Source organism: Nitrobacter sp., assembly GCF_051535235.1.
Taxonomy (GTDB): Bacteria; Pseudomonadota; Alphaproteobacteria; order Rhizobiales; family Xanthobacteraceae; genus Nitrobacter.
In genome coordinates, this window is record NZ_JBPPLZ010000004.1 from 180,926 (window position 1) to 198,669 (window position 17,744).

Below are 17,744 nucleotides of genomic sequence, written 5' to 3' on the forward strand. Positions count from 1 at the left end.
GTCTGCCTTCTGGCTTCGATAGTGGCTACCAGAGACCGGCTTTCACGCCAAATGTTAAATTCCCTGTTGCGAAATCTGCAAACCCACTATACCTAGCAGTTATATCTCATAGTTTCGGTCCCCTTAACGGAGCGACAGACGATGGCGCGCGTCACCGTGGAAGATTGCATTGACAAGGTCGACAACCGGTTCGACCTCGTGCTGTTGGCCGCGCATCGCGCGCGGATGATTTCGTCGGGGTCGCAACTTACGATTGACCGCGATAACGACAAGAATCCGGTGGTTTCGCTCCGCGAAATCGCGGAGCAGACCATCTCGCCCGAAGACATGCGCGAGGAGCTCGTTCATTCCTTGCAGAAGTTTGTCGAGGTCGACGAGCCGGAGCCCGATACTGTGCCCTTGATCGGCTCGGCCGGAGCGAGCGTCGATGCCGATGACACCGAGGTCGCGGTCGAGCGCATGACCGAGGAGGAGTTGCTGAAGGGTCTGGAAGGACTCGCTCCTCCCGAAGAGCAGCCCGAGGAAGACGAGTGAGCGCTCGTCGCCCCCGCCAAGATTGCAAGCCCGGACTCTGGTCCGGGCTTTTGCGTTTTAGGGCGTTTCGGGTGAAGGGATGCCGGTGGGCGTCAAGAAGAAGCGATACCGGTTCGCGTCAAGAGAACGTGTCAAGACATAGAACCTCGCTTCTGATTCTATCAGAAGGTTCATGATCCGATTCTGGCATTTGCGCGGGGTTTCAGCGGGCGCCAACGGGCGGAACGAGTGCCGCGGAGGCGGGGGGCCGTCCGGGATGGACCCTCCTTTGCTCCGATAACCACAACCGCGTGCGGCAAAAGTTCGAATTCGACTTTCAGTCGGAACAATCTAGGATAGATATTGGAGGCAAGCGGACGGTTCCTGTGTGATGAAGGCGTTGAGTTCGATGGCGAGTTGGCCTCGCAGAAAGGGGCAGATGCAGACTGCGACCGATTCGGTCGGAGTGGCGCCGACGCCGGTCGCCCCGACGAGGCCGCCGCGCCCGCGGATGATGCGCCAGTATGATCTGGTCGAGCGCGTTCGCTCCTACAATCCGGACACCGATGAGGATCTGCTGAATCGAGCCTATGTCTATGCCATGAAGGCCCACGGCGAGCAGACGCGGGCATCCGGCGATCCGTATTTCTCCCATCCGCTCGAGGTCGCCGCCATCCTGACCGGCCTCAAGCTCGACGATGCCACCATCGTCGCGGCGCTGCTGCACGACACCATCGAGGACACCGAGGCTACCCGGGCCGAGATCGACAACATGTTCGGTCACGAGATCGGCGCGCTGGTCGAGGGCCTGACCAAGCTGAAACGGCTGGAGCTGGTCTCGCGCGAGGCCAAGCAGGCCGAAAACCTGCGCAAGCTGCTGCTGGCGATCGCCGAAGATGTCCGCGTGCTGCTGATCAAGCTCGCCGACCGTCTGCATAACATGCGCACCCTGGAATTCGTGGCGCCCGCGTCACGTCAGCGCATCGCCGAGGAGACCCTCGACATCTACGCGCCGCTGGCTGGCCGCATGGGCATGCAGGAAATGCGCGAGGAGCTGGAGGATCTGGCGTTCCGCACCCTCGACCCGGAGGCCCACGCCGTGGTCGCCCAGCGTCTCGACGCGCTGGCCGAGCGGAACCGCAATTTGATCGGCGAGATCGAGAGCCAGCTTACGACCAGTCTTGCGAACAAGGGCATCACCGCGCGGGTGAGCGGCCGTCGCAAGCAGCCGTTTTCGATCTGGACCAAGATGGAAAGAAAATCGGTCGGCTTCGAGCAGCTTTCGGACATTTTCGGATTCCGCGTCGTGATGCCCGATGTCGAAGCCTGCTATCGCGCGCTCGGCGTGGTCCATACGACGTGGCCGGTCGTGCCCGGGCGCTTCAAGGACTACATTTCGACGCCGAAGCAGAACGACTATCGCTCGATTCACACCACCGTGATCGGACCGGGCAACCAGCGCGTCGAATTGCAGTTGCGCACCGCGCATATGGACCGTATCGCCGAATTCGGCATCGCCGCGCATGCCTTTTACAAGGACAGGGCGGGTTCGCCGACCGAGCTACTCAACCGCGAGTCCAATGCTTTTGCGTGGCTGCGCCACACCATCGAGATGCTGTCGGAGAGCATCAATCCGGAAGAGTTTCTTGAGCACACCAAGCTGGAGCTGTTTCACGACCAGGTGTTCTGCTTCACCCCGAAGGGGAAGCTGATCGCGCTGCCGCGGCACGCCAATGTCATCGACTTTGCTTACGCCGTGCACACCGATGTCGGCAACAGCACGGTCGGTTGCAAGATCAACGGCAAGTTCGCGCCGCTGACGTCGCAGTTGCAGAACGGCGACGAGGTCGAAGTCCTGACCTCCGCCGCCCAGGCCGCGCCGCCCTCCGCCTGGGAATCGCTTGCCATCACAGGCAAGGCGCGGGCCGCGATCCGGCGCGCCACCCGGGCGGCCGTGCGCGGCCAGTATGTCAGCCTTGGCAGGCGGATCGTGGAGCGCCTGTTCATTCGCGCCAAGATCGAATACGCCGACGACAAGCTCACAGGTGCGTTGCCGCGACTGGCGCGCACGACGATCGACGATGTGATGGCTTCGGTCGGTCGCGGCGAAATGCGCGCCTCCGATGTCGCACGCGCGATGTATCCGGACTACAAGGAAGAGCGGTCGGGCCGTTTCGGCGTCAAGAAGAGCCTGGCGGAGAAGCTGAAACTGAAATCGCCGCCGGATCCTGCCCGCAGCCCGCTGGCGATCCCGATCGGCGGTATCAATTCGAATTTGCCGGTCAAGTTTGCGCCCAACGGCGGCGCGGTGCCCGGCGACCGCATCGTCGGCATCGTCACGCCGGGCGAGGGCATCACGATCTATCCGATCCAGTCCCCGGCGCTGAAGGATTTCGAGGAAGAGCCCGAGCGCTGGCTCGATGTTCGCTGGGACGTCGACGACACCACGCTGCAGCGGTTTCCGGCGCGGATCGTGCTTGACAGCCTTAACGAGCCCGGCAGCCTCGCGCAGGTTGCGACCGTGATTGCCGAGCACGACGGCAACATCGACAATATCAGCATGAGCAGGCGTTCGGACGACTTCACCGAAATGACCATCGACCTCGAGGTCTACGACCTCAAGCATCTCAGCGCCATCATCGCCCAGTTGCGCGCCAAGGACGTCGTGGCGCGCATCGAGCGGGTCAATGGCTAGTGATCCGATTCCAACATCGCATCCCGTTGCGGCAGGAGTTCTTGCTGATGCTGGAATTAAAGGACCCTGGTAACCGTTAGTTTCCAGTGGAGGAGTTTGAGTTTGACATTCGCTTGCCGGGTTTGCTGCAAAGGGAATAGCGATTGTCGAATTCCCTCAACCAGGCGTGTCATGGCCGGGTACGAGCCGGCAACCTGTTTACCCGAAAGAAATCTGCGTCCGCATCAAGTCCGGGCGTGACAAACGGCGGTCTGTTTCCATGCTTCATCCTCGCGCGATCCGTCTCGGACTCAATGTCGATCACGTCGCCACCCTGCGCAACGCGCGGGGCAGCGCGCGGCCTGATCCGGTCCGCATCGCGCTTGCGGCGATCGAGGCGGGCGTCGACGGCATCACCGCGCATCTGCGTGAGGATCGGCGCCACATTCGCGATACCGATATGGCGCGGCTGAAGGCCGAAATTTCAAAACCGCTGAATTTCGAAATGGCTGCGACGGCCGAGATGCAACGAATCGCATTGGCCACCAGGCCGCATGCGGTCTGCCTCGTGCCGGAGCGACGCGAGGAACTGACCACGGAAGGCGGGCTCGATCTGGTCGGTCAGCGCGACACGCTGGCGCCGTTCATCGCGAAATTCAACGACGCCGGCATCCGCGTGTCGCTGTTCATTTCCGCCGATCCGCAGCAGATCGAGACGGCGGCGCAACTGCGCGCGCCGGCCATCGAGATTCACACCGGCGGCTGGTGCGATGCCGTGGTCGACGGTCACAAGGAAAAGGCGGATGCCGAATGGCGGCGCATCGTCGAAGGGGCCGCATTGGCCAAGGCGGCTGGCCTCGAGGTTCACGCTGGGCACGGTCTCGATTATGCCACGGCGGAGACCATCGCGGCGTTGCCCGAGATCGTCGAACTGAACATCGGCTACTTCATGATGGGGGAGGCGCTGCTCGTCGGCATCGCTGAAACCGTGCGCATGATGCGCGCGGCCATGGATCGCGGCCGTGCCAGGCTGAAGGCGCCCCCCGCATGATCATCGGCATCGGCTCCGACCTGGTCGACATCCGCCGGGTGGCGAAGGTTATCGAGCGGCACGGTGACAGGTTTCTCGATCGTATCTTCACGGACGCCGAAAGGGCAAAGGCCGAGCGCCGCGCCAATAATGAAAAGATGGTGGTAGCGACTTACGCAAAACGGTTCGCCGCGAAGGAGGCGTGCTCCAAGGCGCTCGGGACCGGAATCCGGCGTGGCGTATGGTGGCGGGATATGGGGGTCGTCAATCTGCCGGCAGGTCGGCCCACCATGACGCTCACCGGCGGGGCGCTGAAGCAGTTGCAGATGCTGACGCCGCAGGGCCTCGAGGCGCGGATCGACCTCAGTCTCACCGACGATTGGCCGGTAGCTCAGGCCTTCGTCATAATTTCGGCTGTCGCGCCGGGCAGATTTTGATTCCCGGTTTTCGACCCTCACGTTGCGTCAGAACAAAAAATAACGTTATATCAATATGTTACAGAATTCTTGTGGCGCGGTCGATTGCACAGCCGCAAACAACGGTCTAAAAAGCCGGGGGTGCTTCGGGCTGGTGTGATACTTCGGCGGGTCGCGAACTTCTGAACCTCAAACCACACCGGAAATCATAAAAGTTGCTAGTGTTCCTTTGATTCCAAAGATCGCATCAAGGATGCTGCAAGGAACGTGCGAACTGCAGGATCGGGACGCTAGGTGAATTCAGTACGAATCGTGGCGGGGTGCGCGCAGATTCGTCCAGACAACAGAATGACAGCGTTTTGTGCGGAACGGATACGCTTCGCCTCGGACGCTTTTGCCGCCGCTTCAGGCGGCAGGGACGGATATAGGAAGCGATGAGCGTGACATCCCGAACCAAAACTGAAAGCGGCGTCGGCGAGACCGTCCGTGTCGTTATCCATGCTCTCATCATCGCGCTGGTGATCCGGACCTTCCTGTTTCAGCCATTCAATATTCCCTCGGGATCGATGAAGGCGACGCTGCTGGTCGGCGACTACCTGTTCGTTTCGAAGTACTCCTATGGCTACAGTCGCTTTTCCATTCCGTTCTCGCCGCCGCTGTTTTCCGGGCGCATTTTCGGCTCCGAACCGAACCGCGGCGACGTCGTGGTGTTTCGTCTGCCGAAGGACAATACGACCGACTATATCAAGCGAGTCATCGGGCTGCCGGGCGACCGCATCCAGATGAAGGAGGGGCTGCTTTATATCAACGACACGCCCGTGCAGCGCGAGCGGCTGCCCGATTTCGTCGGGGAGGACCCTTGCGGCTCCGACGCGACCGCGCGGGTCAAGCAATGGCAGGAAAGGCTGCCGAACGGGGTCACCTACAAGACGCTCGATTGCGTCGACAACGGCTTCTACGATAACACCAGCGTCTACACGGTGCCGCCCGGTCATTTCTTCATGATGGGCGACAACCGCGACAATTCCACCGACAGCCGCGTGCTCTCCGCTGTCGGCTATGTGCCGTTTGAAAACCTGGTCGGACGGGCGCAGATGATCTTCTTCTCGATCGAGGAGGGCGAGCACGCCTGGCAGATCTGGCGCTGGCCCACCGCAGTGCGGTGGAAGCGAATCTTCTCCATCGTGCGATGATCGACGAATCGGCTGACATCAAGCCAGTGCCGAGTTCCGACAACGTAGCCGTGCTGTCCGGCACGGAGCCCGCGGCGCCTGCGCCGAAGAAGAAACGGGCGCGGACCAGCACCAAGGCGATCATGGCCGCGATCGAGCAGCGGCTGGGTCACCAGTTCACAGATGTTTCGCTGCTGGCCACGGCCTTCACCCATGTCTCGGCGCTGAAGTCCTCGCGCGGGCGCGCCGACAGTTATCAGCGTCTCGAATTCCTCGGCGATCATGTGCTCGGCCTGGTGGTCTCCGACATGCTCTATCGCGCCTTTCCCAAGGCGGACGAGGGCGAACTGTCGAAACGGCTTGCCGATCTCGTGCGCAAGGAGACCTGTATCGACGTCGCCAAGTCGCTCGATCTGCTCGAGGGCATCAAGCTCGGCGCGGTCGGCGCCGGCGCCGGCGCGCGGTTGCGCCGGTCCGTGCTCGGCGATATCTGCGAGGCGGTGATCGGCGCGGTCTATCTCGATGGCGGCTATGCGGCCGCGGCTGCCTTCGTCGAGCGCAACTGGCTGGAGCGGATGCGCAAGCCGGTGCGGCCGCTGCGGGATCCGAAGACCGTGCTGCAGGAGTGGGCGCAGGGCCAGGGACTGCCGACGCCGGTTTATCGCGAAGTGGAGCGCACCGGGCCGCATCACGACCCGCGCTTCCGCGTCGCGGTGGAGTTGCCGGGGCTGGAAGCGTCCGAGGGCGTCGGCGGCAGCAAGCGCGCGGCGGAAAAGGCTGCGGCATCGGCGATGATTGCCCGTGAAGGTGTCAAGTGAGCGAGGCCGGTGCGGCGACCCGATGCGGTTTCGTCGCGTTGATCGGGGCGCCCAATGTCGGCAAGTCCACCCTGGTCAATGCGCTGGTCGGCTCGAAAGTCACGATCGTCTCGCGCAAGGTGCAGACCACCCGTGCGCTCATCCGCGGCATCGTTGTGGAGAACAACGCCCAGATCATTCTGGTGGATACGCCCGGCATCTTCACGCCGAAGCGCCGGCTCGACCGCGCCATGGTCTCGACCGCCTGGAGCGGCGCCCACGACGCCGATCTCGTCTGCGTGCTGCTCGATGCGCGCGCCGGGATCGATGACGAGGCCGACGCCATCCTGACGAAACTCGCAAGTGTGGCGCATCCGAAAATTCTCGTGCTGAACAAGATCGATCTCGTGCCCCGCGACAAGCTGCTGGCACTTGCAGGCGCGGCCAATGCGCGCCTTGCCTTCGAGGATACGTTCATGATCTCCGCGCTGTCCGGCGACGGCGTTGACGATCTCCGCCGCGCTCTCGCAGCACGCGTGCCGGAGGGACCGTTTCATTATCCGGAAGACCAGATGTCGGACGCGCCGCTGCGTCATCTCGCTGCCGAGATCACGCGCGAGAAAATCTATCGTCATCTGCATCAGGAATTGCCGTATCAATCGACGGTCGAAACCGACACCTGGACTGAGCGCAGCGACAAATCGGTTCGCATCGAACAGACCATCTTTGTGGAACGCGACAGCCAGCGTAAGATCGTGCTCGGCAAGGGTGGCGCGACCATCAAGGCGATCGGCGCCGCCTCCCGCAAGGAGATCGCCGAAATTCTGGGCCAGCCGGTGCACCTGTTCCTGTTTGTGAAGGTGCGCGAGAACTGGGGTGACGATCCGAACCGTTATCGCGAAATGGGACTGGAATTTCCAAAGTCGTAGGGTGCCATGATCATCCCGAGAAACGTACTGCGGTTTGAAGTCCTGCTGTATCTGTCGCTTCTGATCGATACGTTGTCGGCTGCGTTCGTGGAACGCGCGCCGCCATACGGTGGCGATGCCGCGGACTCAGGCGGCGATATGTTTGTCGTTCTCGTGTTCGTGTTTTTCCTGCTTCTGGTCTGGCTCGCCGCGCGGTACCGGAAGAACTGGGCGCGATGGACATTGGTGGCGGCGCTCGCGCTTTCGGTGCTTTCGCTGTTCGATTCACTGACCCGCGGGTTGACGCTGTCCTCAGGCATCGATCTGTTTTCGACCGTCTTGGCCGGAGCCGGAATGTATTTCTCATTCACGGACGACGCGAAGGACTGGTTCGACTCCGTCTGATCGGCGGCTGCGAAACGCCGCGCGATAGTATAGGCTGACGCCATGGAATGGACCGACGATGGCATCGTGCTCGGCGTGCGGCGGCATGGCGAATCCTCAGCCATCGTCGAGCTTCTGACGCGCGCCCATGGCCGCCATCTCGGCCTTGTGCGCGGCGGCGCCGGATCGCGGATGCGTCCGCTGCTGCAGCCCGGAAATTCCGTCAGTGCGCTGTGGCGTGCGCGGCTCGATGACCATCTCGGCACTTACGCGCTGGAGGCCACGCGGATGCGCGCGGCGACCCTGCTCGCGGCGTCCCATGCGGCCTATGGCGTGACCCATCTGGCGGCGCTGGCGCGGCTGCTGCCCGAGCGCGATCCGCATGCGGATATTTTTGAGATGCTGGAGCGGACGCTGGACGACTTTGACACGGCGGGTGAGGCAGCGATCCATCTGATCCGGTTCGAACTGGCGATGCTGTCCGAACTTGGCTTCGGTCTCGATCTGTCGGTCTGCGCGGCGAGCGGTGCCACCACCGACCTCGTTTATGTTTCGCCGAAATCGGGTGGGGCGGTGTCGCGGCAGGCCGGCGAGCCGTGGCGCGACCGGCTTTTGCGGCTGCCATCGTTCTTGCGCGAGGATGACAGTGTTGGGCAGGGCTGGTCCGAACAGGATGTGCGGGACGGGTTCGAACTGACCGGTCGCTTCCTGTTGCGCAACGTTTTGGAACCGCGCGGGCAGAGGCATTCGGATGCCAGAGCGGGGTTCATCAACGCGGTGTTGCGGCGGGGCGCCCGGGCGGCCGTTTGAAGGATGACGCGATCCGCTTTCCGCGAGTTGTCGCGACATTCGCCGGGACCACCCACGGGGATGATTCGCGCCTTGTCGCCGCACCCCGCAGGCGTTAACCCGTCTGCATGGGAAAACGATTGATTCCGGCGGAGCCCGCCGAAATTCACGATGTGCAACTGCGGGATGCGCTGGAAGAGCGCTATCTCGCCTATGCGCTGTCCACCATTATGCACCGCGCGCTGCCTGACGCGCGCGATGGCCTCAAGCCGGTGCATCGCCGCATCCTTTACGGCATGCGGTTGCTGCGGCTCGATCCCGGATCGGCTTTCAAGAAATCCGCCAAGATCGTCGGCGACGTGATGGGCTCGTTCCATCCGCACGGCGATCAGGCGATCTACGACGCCATGGTCCGGCTCGCGCAGGATTTCGCCTCGCGTTATCCGCTGGTCGACGGTCAGGGCAACTTCGGTAATATCGACGGCGATAATCCCGCCGCCTATCGCTACACCGAAGCGCGCATGACCGACGTGGCGCGGCTGCTGCTCGACGGTATCGACGAGGACGCCGTCGAGTTCCGCCCCAACTACGACGGCCAGAGCCGTGAGCCGGTGGTGTTGCCGGGCGGTTTTCCGAATCTGCTCGCCAATGGCGCGCAGGGCATTGCGGTCGGCATGGCGACGGCGATTCCGCCGCACAACGCCGCCGAACTCTGTGACGCCGCGCTGCATCTCATCGACAAGCCGGACGCGAAGTCGAAGTCGCTGCTGCGCTGGGTCAAGGGGCCGGACTTTCCGACCGGCGGCATCATCATCGACTCCAAGGAAAGCATCGCGGAGGCCTACGCCACCGGACGTGGCGGCTTCCGCACCCGCGCCAAGTGGCACCGCGAGGAGGGAGCGCGCGGCACCTGGGTCATCGTGGTCACCGAAATCCCGTGGCTGGTGCAGAAGTCGCGGCTGATCGAGAAGATCGCCGAACTGCTCAACGAGAAGAAGCTGCCGCTGGTCGGCGACATCAGGGACGAGTCGGCCGAAGACATCCGCGTCGTGATCGAGCCGAAGTCGCGCAACGTCGACCCCGAGCTGGTGATGGAATCGCTGTTCAGGCTCACGGAGCTTGAAAGCCGGATTTCGCTCAACCTCAACGTTCTCATCAAGGGCAAGATTCCGAAGGTTGTCGGCCTTGCTGAATGTCTTCGCGAATGGCTCGACCATTTGCGGGATGTGCTGTTGCGGCGCTCCGCCTATCGCAAGGCGGAGATCGAGCACCGGCTGGAGGTGCTCGGTGGCTATCTGATCGCGTACCTGAACATCGACAAGGTCATCAAGATCATCCGCACCGAGGACGAGCCGAAGCCGGCCTTGATGAAGGCGTTCAAGCTGACCGAGATACAGGCCGACGCCATTCTCAACATGCGCCTGCGCTCCTTGCGCAAGCTCGAGGAAATGGAAATCCGCACCGAGGACAAGAACCTTCGCAACGAACTGAAAGGAATCAACAAGATCCTCGGCTCGGAAACCGAGCAATGGGCCAAGGTCGGCGAGCAAGTTCGCACCGTGCGCGACATGTTCGGACCCAAGACGCCGCTCGGCAAGCGCCGCACCGTCTTCGCCGACGCGCCGGAACACGATCTTGCCGCGCTGGAAGAGTCGCTGGTCGAGCGCGAGCCGGTCACCGTTGTCGTCTCCGACAAGGGTTGGGTGCGGACGCTGAAGGGCCACGTCGAGGACCTGTCGAGTTTGTCGTTCAAGACCGACGACAAGCTGGGCTTTGCGTTCTTCGCCGAGACCACGTCCAAGCTGTTGCTGTTCGCCACCAACGGCAGATTCTATTCGCTCGATGTCGCAAAACTGCCGGGCGGGCGCGGTCATGGCGAGCCGATCCGGCTGTTCATCGATCTGGAACAGGATGCGGCGATCGTGTCCCTGTTCGTCAACACCGGCGGCCGCAAGTTCCTCATCGCGAGCCACGAGGGGCAGGGGTTCGTCGTCAACGAGGACGATTGCGTCGGCACCACGCGCAAGGGCAAGCAGGTGCTCAACGTCGAAATGCCGAACGAGGCGAAGGCGATCACGACGGTCGCAGGCGATCAGGTCGCGGTCATCGGCACCAACCACAAGATGGTCGTCTTTCCGCTCGACCAGGTGCCGGAGATGGCGCGCGGCCGCGGCGTGCGGCTGCAGAAGTACAAGGGCGCGGGTCTGTCGGACGTCACTGTTTTCGATTCAAAAGCCGGACTGACGTGGAAGGATTCCGCGGGTCGCGAGCAGGGCCTGAGCTGGAAGGACTTGTCCGACTGGCGTGGCAACCGCGCCGACGCCGGCCGCCTCGCGCACGGCCTGCCGAAGTCGAACAAGTTCGGCCGAGCCATATGACATCGCGCATCAAACCGAGCGGATGACCATGACAGTCACGATCTATCACAACCCGTCGTGCAGCACGTCTCGCAATACGCTGGCGATGATCCGGCAGAGCGGCGAGGAGCCTGTCATCGTCGAATACCTCAAGCATCCGCCGGATCGCGCGCGGCTTCGCGCGCTGGCTGACGCTATGGGTGTTCCGATCCGCGCGCTGCTGCGGGAGAAAGGAACGCCGTACGCCGAACTGGATCTCGGCAATCCCAAATGGAATGACGACCAGATTCTCGATTTCATGCTGGCGCACCCGATCCTGATTCAGCGCCCGATCGTGGAAACGCCGAAGGGCGCGCGGATATGCCGTCCGTCCGAGACGGTGCTCGAACTGCTCGATTCCCCCGCCGCTTCCCGCAAATAAGTGGTGTCTGGGCGCACCCGGATCGCGATGTCTACGGCCGACCGCCGCGTGGGCGAGCGTCGCGGGCCTGCGCGCATCAGTCACTAGATGCATTTGCAAATGAGTTGCAATAAAGGATGGTTTGACCCATATTGCAGCGGATGGATGTAAAAACACCTGCTTTGTCGCCCGAACCGGCGCCGGAGCCGTCGCAGAGACCCCTTCCGGATAAGGCCGGCTGGCGTTCGGAAGCGCCCGCCCGCCCAAGCCTGGAGGAGGTCCATGCGACGGTGCGGGTGCCATCGACCGGGCACTGGGTGCGCCGCCTGCTGGCTTTCGCGGGTCCGGGCTACATGGTCTCGGTGGGGTACATGGACCCCGGCAACTGGGCCACCGATATCGCGGGCGGCTCGCAGTTCGGCTACACGCTGCTGTCGGTCATCCTGTTGTCGAACCTCATGGCGATCCTGTTGCAGGCGCTGGCCGCGCGGCTTGGCATCGCTGCCGATCGCGATCTCGCGCAAGCCTGCCGCGACACCTATTCGCGCCCGGTCAATTTCATGCTCTGGCTGGTCTGCGAGGCCGCGATTATCGCCTGCGATCTGGCCGAAGTGATCGGCACGGCGATTGCGCTGCAGTTGCTGTTCGGCATTCCGCTGATCGGCGGCGCACTGATTGCCGCGCTCGATGCCTTCCTGCTGTTGCTCTTGATGAACAGGAGCTTCCGTTTCCTCGAGGCCTTTGTGGTCGTGTTGCTGATCGTGATCGCGAGTTGTTTTGCGATCCAGGTCGTTGCCGCCGCGCCGCCGGTCGCCGAGATTCTGGGCGGCTTCGCGCCGTCGCGCGAGATCGTCACCAACCCGGCAATGCTTTACATCGCCATCGGCATCATCGGCGCGACGGTCATGCCGCATAACCTCTATCTGCATTCATCGATCGTGCAGACGCGCGCCTATCCGCGCAACGAGGAGGGGCGGCGGACCGCGATCCGGTGGGCAACCGCCGACAGCACGCTGGCGCTGATGCTGGCCCTGTTCGTCAACGCGGCCATCCTGATCGTGGCCGCCGCGGTGTTTCACGGCAGCGGCCATACCGAGGTGGCCGAAATCGGCGATGCCTACAGGCTGCTGTCGCCGCTATTGGGTCTCAGCATCGCATCGACGCTGCTCGCAGTCGCGCTGCTCGCATCGGGCATCAACTCCACGGTGACGGCCACGCTCGCGGGCCAGATCGTGATGGAAGGCTTTCTGCGCCTGCGGATGCCGATGTGGGCGCGGCGGCTCGTCACCCGCGGCATCGCGATCATACCCGTGATCGCCGTCACGGCCATCTACGGCGAGCGCGGCACCGCGCAGCTTCTCGTTCTCAGTCAGGTCGTCCTGTCGATGCAGTTGCCGTTCGCGGTAATCCCGCTGGTCCGCTTCGTCTCGGACCGGCGCAAGATGGGCGAGTTCGCGATTTCCCGCGCATGGGCGGCGGCGGCCTGGATTGTCGCGGGTGTCATCGTGATCCTGAACGTGAAACTGCTGTTCGACACGATCACCGGTTAGAGCGGTTGCGGATCTGGTCCATAGCCATTCATCGTTACATGGAATCAAGCGCCGTCATTGCGAGGCGCAGCGCGCCGAAGCAATCCAGAAAGCTTCGCAAGAAGGCTGGATTGCTTCGCTTCGCTCGCAATGACGTCAAGTGACTGCATTTCCATCAATATGTGAAACGCTCTAGGTGTTCAGTCCCGCGTTTCGCGCTGCGTTTTCGCTCTCCCCATCGGCGCGCAACCAGCCCGTTGGCGCAAGGCGCTGCTGCGGAAGGAAGCGGCCCTTGTAATCCATCTTCCGTGACCCATCGATCCAGTAGCCGAGGTACACATAGGGAAGGCCGAGTTGCCGCGCGCGGGAGATATGATCGAGGATCATGAAGGTGCCGAGCGATCGGCTCTGCTCCGACGGCTCGAAAAACGAATAGACCATCGAGAGCCCGTCGCTGAGAACATCGGTGAGCGCCACCGCCACCAGATCGCCGCGTTTGTCGATGCCGTTGTCGAGGTCGCGCTTGCGATACTCGATGATGCGGGTTTCGACATGGCTGTCTTCCACCATCATCGCGTAATCGAGCACGGTCATATCGGCCATGCCGCCGTGGCGGTGACGCTGGTCGAGATAGGCGCGAAATATCGAATATTGCTCCGACGTCGGCACCGCGGCCCGCATGGTGCCGACGATGTCGGCGTTGCGCGCCTTCACCTTGCGGAATTTGCGCGAAGGCCGAAATTCGTGGGCGATCACCCGTACCGAAACGCAGGCGCGACACTGGTCGCAGGCCGGACGGTAGGCGATCGACTGACTGCGGCGGAACCCGCCATGGGTCAGCAGGTCGTTGAGGTCGCCGGCCTTCTCGCCGACAAGATGCGTGAAGACCTTGCGTTCGCTGCGATCGGGCAGATACGGGCACGGCGAAGGAGCCGTCAGATAGAATTGCGGGGTATCGCGCGAATGTTGGGTCACGGCGGTCTTGCAGGCCTCCGAAGCAGGTCACGCCGAGCATCGCGCTCTCGGAGCCGACCGTCAATCCGGTTCCCGCGATATCAATAACTTCGGTGAGGCTCCGCAACCGGTCCGAGAACCGAATTGTTGATAACCACGGTGCCCAGCAGCATGTCATGCAGCAGCCGGCGGCGTCCGTTGAAGAGGCCAACCAGAAGAACGAGCGGCGAAAAGATCGAGATCGAGAACCAGAACAGGATCGCGTGCATGGCGCCGAGCAGAAAATAGCTCGGATCGCCGTACCAGGTGCGCATTTCCAGGTCCATGAGCCGCATCCCGATGGTCGCCGAATGTGGGCCGCCCAGCGAAAAGCCGTAATAGACGACAGCCCAGATCACGGTAGCCGGCGACACCAGCCAGAACAGCACCCAGCCAAGCCCGAGCGTGACGACGCCGAACACCGCGATGAAAATCACGCCGAAAATAACGGGTATCGAAAGCACCACGAGATCGATCAGGAACGCAAAAAAGCGCCGCGTCAGGACGCCGCGAAACAGTTCGGGCTGCATCCAGGGGTCGAACGCATGAGGCCGGAACTCGGCTGAGTTGCCGCTCTGCGCAGTGTTGAAGCCATTGTCGGCCATGACAGATCCTCCACGGCTCGTCCACGGCATTGCTTGCCGTCCCCGGAAATGGCGACGCGGCGCCGGAGTTGCAAGGCCTCGCAAACGTTAAGGAACGGCAATCATCGCGACCGAGGGCAGTGGTTCGTCAGCCCTTCTGGTTGAGCCTCTCCGCTGCCGCGGGCGCGAAATAGGTGAGTACGCCGTCGGCGCCGGCGCGTTTGAAGGCGACGAGGCTTTCCATCATGGCCCGGTCGCGGTCGATCCAGCCGTTGCCGGCGGCGGCGGCGATCATCGCGTACTCGCCCGAGACCTGATAGGCGAAGGTCGGCACTCCGAAGGTGTCCTTCACGCGCCGCACGATGTCGAGATAGGGCATGCCCGGCTTCACCAGCACCATGTCGGCGCCCTCGGCGATGTCGAGTTCGACCTCGCGCAGCGCCTCATCGGAGTTGGCGCTGTCCATCTGATACGTCCGCTTGTCGCCGGTGAGCGCCTTCGCAGAGCCGATGGCGTCGCGGAAGGGGCCGTAAAACGCCGACGCATATTTGGCGGCGTAGGCCATGATCTGCACGTCGACGAAGCCGGCCTCGTCGAGCGCCCGTCGAATCGCGCCCACGCGTCCGTCCATCATGTCCGATGGAGCAATGATATCGCATCCGGCTTCCGCCTGCACCAGCGCCTGCCGGACCAGCACCGCGACCGTCTCGTCGTTGAGGATCCTGCCGTCCTCGATCAAACCGTCATGGCCATGACTGGTGAACGGGTCGAGCGCCACGTCGCAGAGCACGCCGAGGTCCGGAAATTCCCGCTTGATCGCGCGGACCGACCTGCACACCAGGTTCTTGGTATTGAGGGCCTCGCTGCCGCTGTCGTCCCGCAAGGCGGGATCGGTGTAGGGGAACAGCGCGATGCAGGGGATATTGAGCTTCAGCGCGCGTTCGGCGTCGCGTACGCACTGGTCCACACTGAGGCGGTCGACGCCGGGCATCGAAGGCACAGGCGTCCGCCCGTCGATGCCATCAGCCACGAACAGAGGCCAGATCAGGTCGTCGGTGGTCAGGACGTTTTCACGGATCAGGCGGCGGGCCCATTCCGCCTTTCGGTTGCGGCGCAGCCGGGCCACCAGATCGAGCGGCAGGGGAGCTGATGCGGCGGCCTCGCGGCGAGGTCCATCCCGCATTTCAATGGGACGCCCGTATTTTATCGCCATGGTGCCGACACTCCCGAAAACCAGAAACCAATTTGATTTTGTTTCAATTCTAGCATCAGGAACCGGCTTCGTCACCGCGCTCATGTTCTCAACGCAATGCAATTGATTTTGTGGTCTCAAAAAGTCATGAATCGGCGTCGCACACCCGCGGCTTCGAGCATCTGATGTCTGAAACCTCATCGCGCAAGCAGGCCCGGCGGAACAATGCCATGTCCGCGGGCGGGATTCCGTCCACCCGGGTGGAAACCGAAGAAAGTCTCTGGACCGGGCGGCTTGTGCTCTTCCTCCGCATCATGGCGGTGCTGTCGCTTGCCGCGGGACTCTATCATTGGGCCCAGGTAACCGGTTTCATCGGCGGCGAAGACAATGCCTTCGAAAATCAGACGGTGGCCTGGCAGGCGGCGACGGTCTACTTCGCGGTCATCGAGCTGGTGGCCGCCGTGGGTCTGTGGCTCGCGACGCCATGGGGGGCTGTCGTCTGGCTCACCACCGTTGTCTCAATGGCCGTGGTCGAACTGATGTTCCCGGCGATCTACGGCGGCAATCTGGCCGTCGTCGGCATCGAAACGGCGATGCTTGTCGCCTATCTGGGACTGGCCTGGATGGCGGCGCGCGAACGGCCGCCATAGCCACAGGCGAGGTCAGAAACCGGCATTGAAGGCGGCTCCTGAATCCCGATTGACGGCTTGCGTCAAATTGTCCGCGATTTTTTCCGGGTAAGAATTCGGTCACTCTGACGATGCGGCCACGGATATTGACAGGATATTTCGAATTTGAGCGGTCCTGTTCCTGAATGCGACAGTTGGCGTAGACGAAGCGTGAACAGCATGGCCGCAACGTCAAGGAAAGGTTGCGGAAGCCCCTGATCTGACGAGATTAATCAGCAATTCACTCTCTTAAATTCATGATGTCTTTATTGTCTTATTTAAGCGGATATTCAAACGCCCCCCCCTAAGGTCCAGCTATCAGGCGGAACACAAGTTTCGTCGAATAAGTCGATAAACGACAACAGGGGAAGTCATCATGAAAGCCGTTGCGAAGGCTCACGAGCCCGCGGAACAGGTCGCCGGCGAAGCGCCGGTGCAGTCGCTCTATCTCGAAGCATTGACGTTGGTCGAGCGGCTGCACCGCCGCCTGCTCGATGTCATCAAGGATGAATTCGATCGTCGCGGTCGTGCCGACATCAATTCGGTACAAGCGCTTCTGCTCTATAACATCGGCGACAAGGAACTGACGGCCGGAGAACTGCGCACGCGCGGCTATTATCTCGGCTCAAACGTTTCCTACAATCTGAAGAAGCTCGTCGAGTTGGGCTTCCTCGATCATCAACGCTCGCGCGTTGATCGCCGCTCGGTGCGCATCCGCCTCACCGCGCAGGGCCAGGAAATCCGCCGCATCGTCGACGCGCTCTACCAGAAGCACGTCAAGACCGTCGAACAGGTCGGCGGCATCTCCAATGAGGAGTTTGCGACGTTGAACAAATCGCTGCATCGTCTCGAGCGCTTCTGGACCGATCAGATTTTGTATCGGCTCTGAGTTTTCTCCGGGAACAGAGCGAAGCCGGCGGCAAGATCGGCCGCTCGTTCTCCGGATCTCCTGAGAAACACGACTTCCCCCCAACCTGAACGCATCGGCCCGGTCCGTCCGGCGCCGGTGCGTTTTGCTGTTCGAGTCATCAGGAACCTTTGCCGGTTTGCAAGGTTGTCGATCCGAAGTTGAGAATGGAATGATCGATCATGCTGATCGAACGTGATGTGCAAGTCCTGAATTTCGACGCCGTGGGCGAGGCCTACGCGATCGCAGCGAACTACCTGCGCAGGAGCGGCGTTCTGAGCAGCGACGGCATCGAGACCAACGACCGGCTGCTTGAGATCATTGTCGGGCTGTATTACGGCGGCGAACATAACCGCATCAAGCTGGCCAACAAGGCCATCACGCGGTTTCAGGCCGATTCCTGATCTTCACGGCTGCTGTCGGTTGCTGTA

The 17,744-nt window shown here is 62.3% G+C and carries 18 protein-coding genes; 15 read left to right on the top strand and 3 right to left on the bottom strand.

Annotated features, from left to right (window positions below; all coding sequences use genetic code 11):
- The first annotated feature begins 141 nt into the window (after positions 1-141).
- The 12 genes from rpoZ to ACS3WA_RS07290 all read left to right on the top strand — a co-directional run bounded on the left by rpoZ (position 142) and on the right by ACS3WA_RS07290 (position 12,990).
- On the top strand, positions 142-534 hold the full coding sequence (rpoZ, locus tag ACS3WA_RS07235) for a DNA-directed RNA polymerase subunit omega (protein WP_292620507.1): 393 nt from the start codon (positions 142-144) through the stop codon (positions 532-534).
- 418 nt (positions 535-952) lie between these two features.
- The gene (locus tag ACS3WA_RS07240) at positions 953-3,208 is read left to right on the top strand and encodes a RelA/SpoT family protein (protein ID WP_438277854.1); all 2,256 of its coding nucleotides are present in this window, start codon (positions 953-955) and stop codon (positions 3,206-3,208) included.
- Between the two features lie 259 nt (positions 3,209-3,467).
- Positions 3,468-4,238, top strand: coding sequence for a pyridoxine 5'-phosphate synthase (locus tag ACS3WA_RS07245; protein WP_438277855.1), 771 nt, complete (start codon positions 3,468-3,470; stop codon positions 4,236-4,238).
- Complete coding sequence (acpS, locus tag ACS3WA_RS07250) at positions 4,235-4,654, top strand: holo-ACP synthase (protein ID WP_438277856.1); 420 nt, start codon at positions 4,235-4,237, stop codon at positions 4,652-4,654. Before ACS3WA_RS07245 ends, acpS begins: the two co-directional genes overlap by 4 nt.
- A gap of 413 nt (positions 4,655-5,067) precedes the next feature.
- Positions 5,068-5,826 (top strand): signal peptidase I, encoded by a 759-nt coding sequence (lepB, locus tag ACS3WA_RS07255; protein ID WP_438277857.1) that lies wholly within the window; start codon positions 5,068-5,070, stop codon positions 5,824-5,826.
- Positions 5,823-6,623, top strand: a complete 801-nt coding sequence (gene rnc, locus ACS3WA_RS07260; protein ID WP_438277858.1) for a ribonuclease III — start codon at positions 5,823-5,825, stop codon at positions 6,621-6,623. Before lepB ends, rnc begins: the two co-directional genes overlap by 4 nt.
- Positions 6,620-7,531, top strand: coding sequence for a GTPase Era (gene era, locus ACS3WA_RS07265; RefSeq protein WP_438277859.1), 912 nt, complete (start codon positions 6,620-6,622; stop codon positions 7,529-7,531). Before rnc ends, era begins: the two co-directional genes overlap by 4 nt.
- 6 nt (positions 7,532-7,537) lie before the next feature.
- A complete protein-coding gene (locus ACS3WA_RS07270) occupies positions 7,538-7,915 on the top strand; it encodes a hypothetical protein (protein WP_438277860.1) in 378 nt (125 codons plus the stop codon).
- A 42-nt stretch (positions 7,916-7,957) separates the two neighbouring features.
- A complete protein-coding gene (recO, locus tag ACS3WA_RS07275) occupies positions 7,958-8,704 on the top strand; it encodes a DNA repair protein RecO (protein WP_438277861.1) in 747 nt (248 codons plus the stop codon).
- A 107-nt stretch (positions 8,705-8,811) separates the two neighbouring features.
- Positions 8,812-11,061 carry a DNA topoisomerase IV subunit A gene (gene parC / locus ACS3WA_RS07280; RefSeq protein WP_438277862.1) on the top strand — a complete coding sequence of 750 codons (2,250 nt, stop codon included), beginning with the start codon at positions 8,812-8,814 and terminating at the stop codon, positions 11,059-11,061.
- 28 nt (positions 11,062-11,089) lie between these two features.
- Positions 11,090-11,461, top strand: a complete 372-nt coding sequence (gene arsC / locus ACS3WA_RS07285) for an arsenate reductase (glutaredoxin) (protein ID WP_438277863.1) — start codon at positions 11,090-11,092, stop codon at positions 11,459-11,461.
- A gap of 140 nt (positions 11,462-11,601) precedes the next feature.
- On the top strand, positions 11,602-12,990 hold the full coding sequence (locus ACS3WA_RS07290) for an Nramp family divalent metal transporter (RefSeq protein ID WP_438277864.1): 1,389 nt from the start codon (positions 11,602-11,604) through the stop codon (positions 12,988-12,990).
- 171 nt (positions 12,991-13,161) lie between these two features.
- Here ACS3WA_RS07290 and ACS3WA_RS07295 read toward each other — a convergent pair whose 3' ends face one another.
- The 3 genes from ACS3WA_RS07295 to hemB form a co-directional block, all read right to left on the bottom strand.
- Positions 13,162-13,944 carry an arginyltransferase gene (locus ACS3WA_RS07295; protein ID WP_438277865.1) on the bottom strand — a complete coding sequence of 261 codons (783 nt, stop codon included), beginning with the start codon at positions 13,942-13,944 and terminating at the stop codon, positions 13,162-13,164.
- 80 nt (positions 13,945-14,024) lie between these two features.
- Entirely contained in the window at positions 14,025-14,567 is a 543-nt protein-coding gene (locus ACS3WA_RS07300) for an RDD family protein (RefSeq protein ID WP_438277866.1), read from the bottom strand.
- A gap of 127 nt (positions 14,568-14,694) precedes the next feature.
- Positions 14,695-15,759 (bottom strand): porphobilinogen synthase, encoded by a 1,065-nt coding sequence (gene hemB / locus ACS3WA_RS07305; RefSeq protein ID WP_438277867.1) that lies wholly within the window; start codon positions 15,757-15,759, stop codon positions 14,695-14,697.
- Positions 15,760-15,923: 164 nt separating this feature from the next.
- On the opposite strand from hemB, the gene ACS3WA_RS07310 reads away from it, so the two are divergent.
- From ACS3WA_RS07310 to ACS3WA_RS07320, 3 genes are all read left to right on the top strand, one after another.
- Positions 15,924-16,388 (top strand): DUF6163 family protein, encoded by a 465-nt coding sequence (locus tag ACS3WA_RS07310; protein ID WP_438277868.1) that lies wholly within the window; start codon positions 15,924-15,926, stop codon positions 16,386-16,388.
- 391 nt (positions 16,389-16,779) lie between these two features.
- The gene (ldtR, locus tag ACS3WA_RS07315) at positions 16,780-17,295 is read left to right on the top strand and encodes a transcriptional regulator LdtR (protein ID WP_438276385.1); all 516 of its coding nucleotides are present in this window, start codon (positions 16,780-16,782) and stop codon (positions 17,293-17,295) included.
- Between the two features lie 200 nt (positions 17,296-17,495).
- Positions 17,496-17,717 carry a hypothetical protein gene (locus ACS3WA_RS07320; protein WP_438277869.1) on the top strand — a complete coding sequence of 74 codons (222 nt, stop codon included), beginning with the start codon at positions 17,496-17,498 and terminating at the stop codon, positions 17,715-17,717.
- The last annotated feature ends 27 nt before the right edge of the window (positions 17,718-17,744 follow it).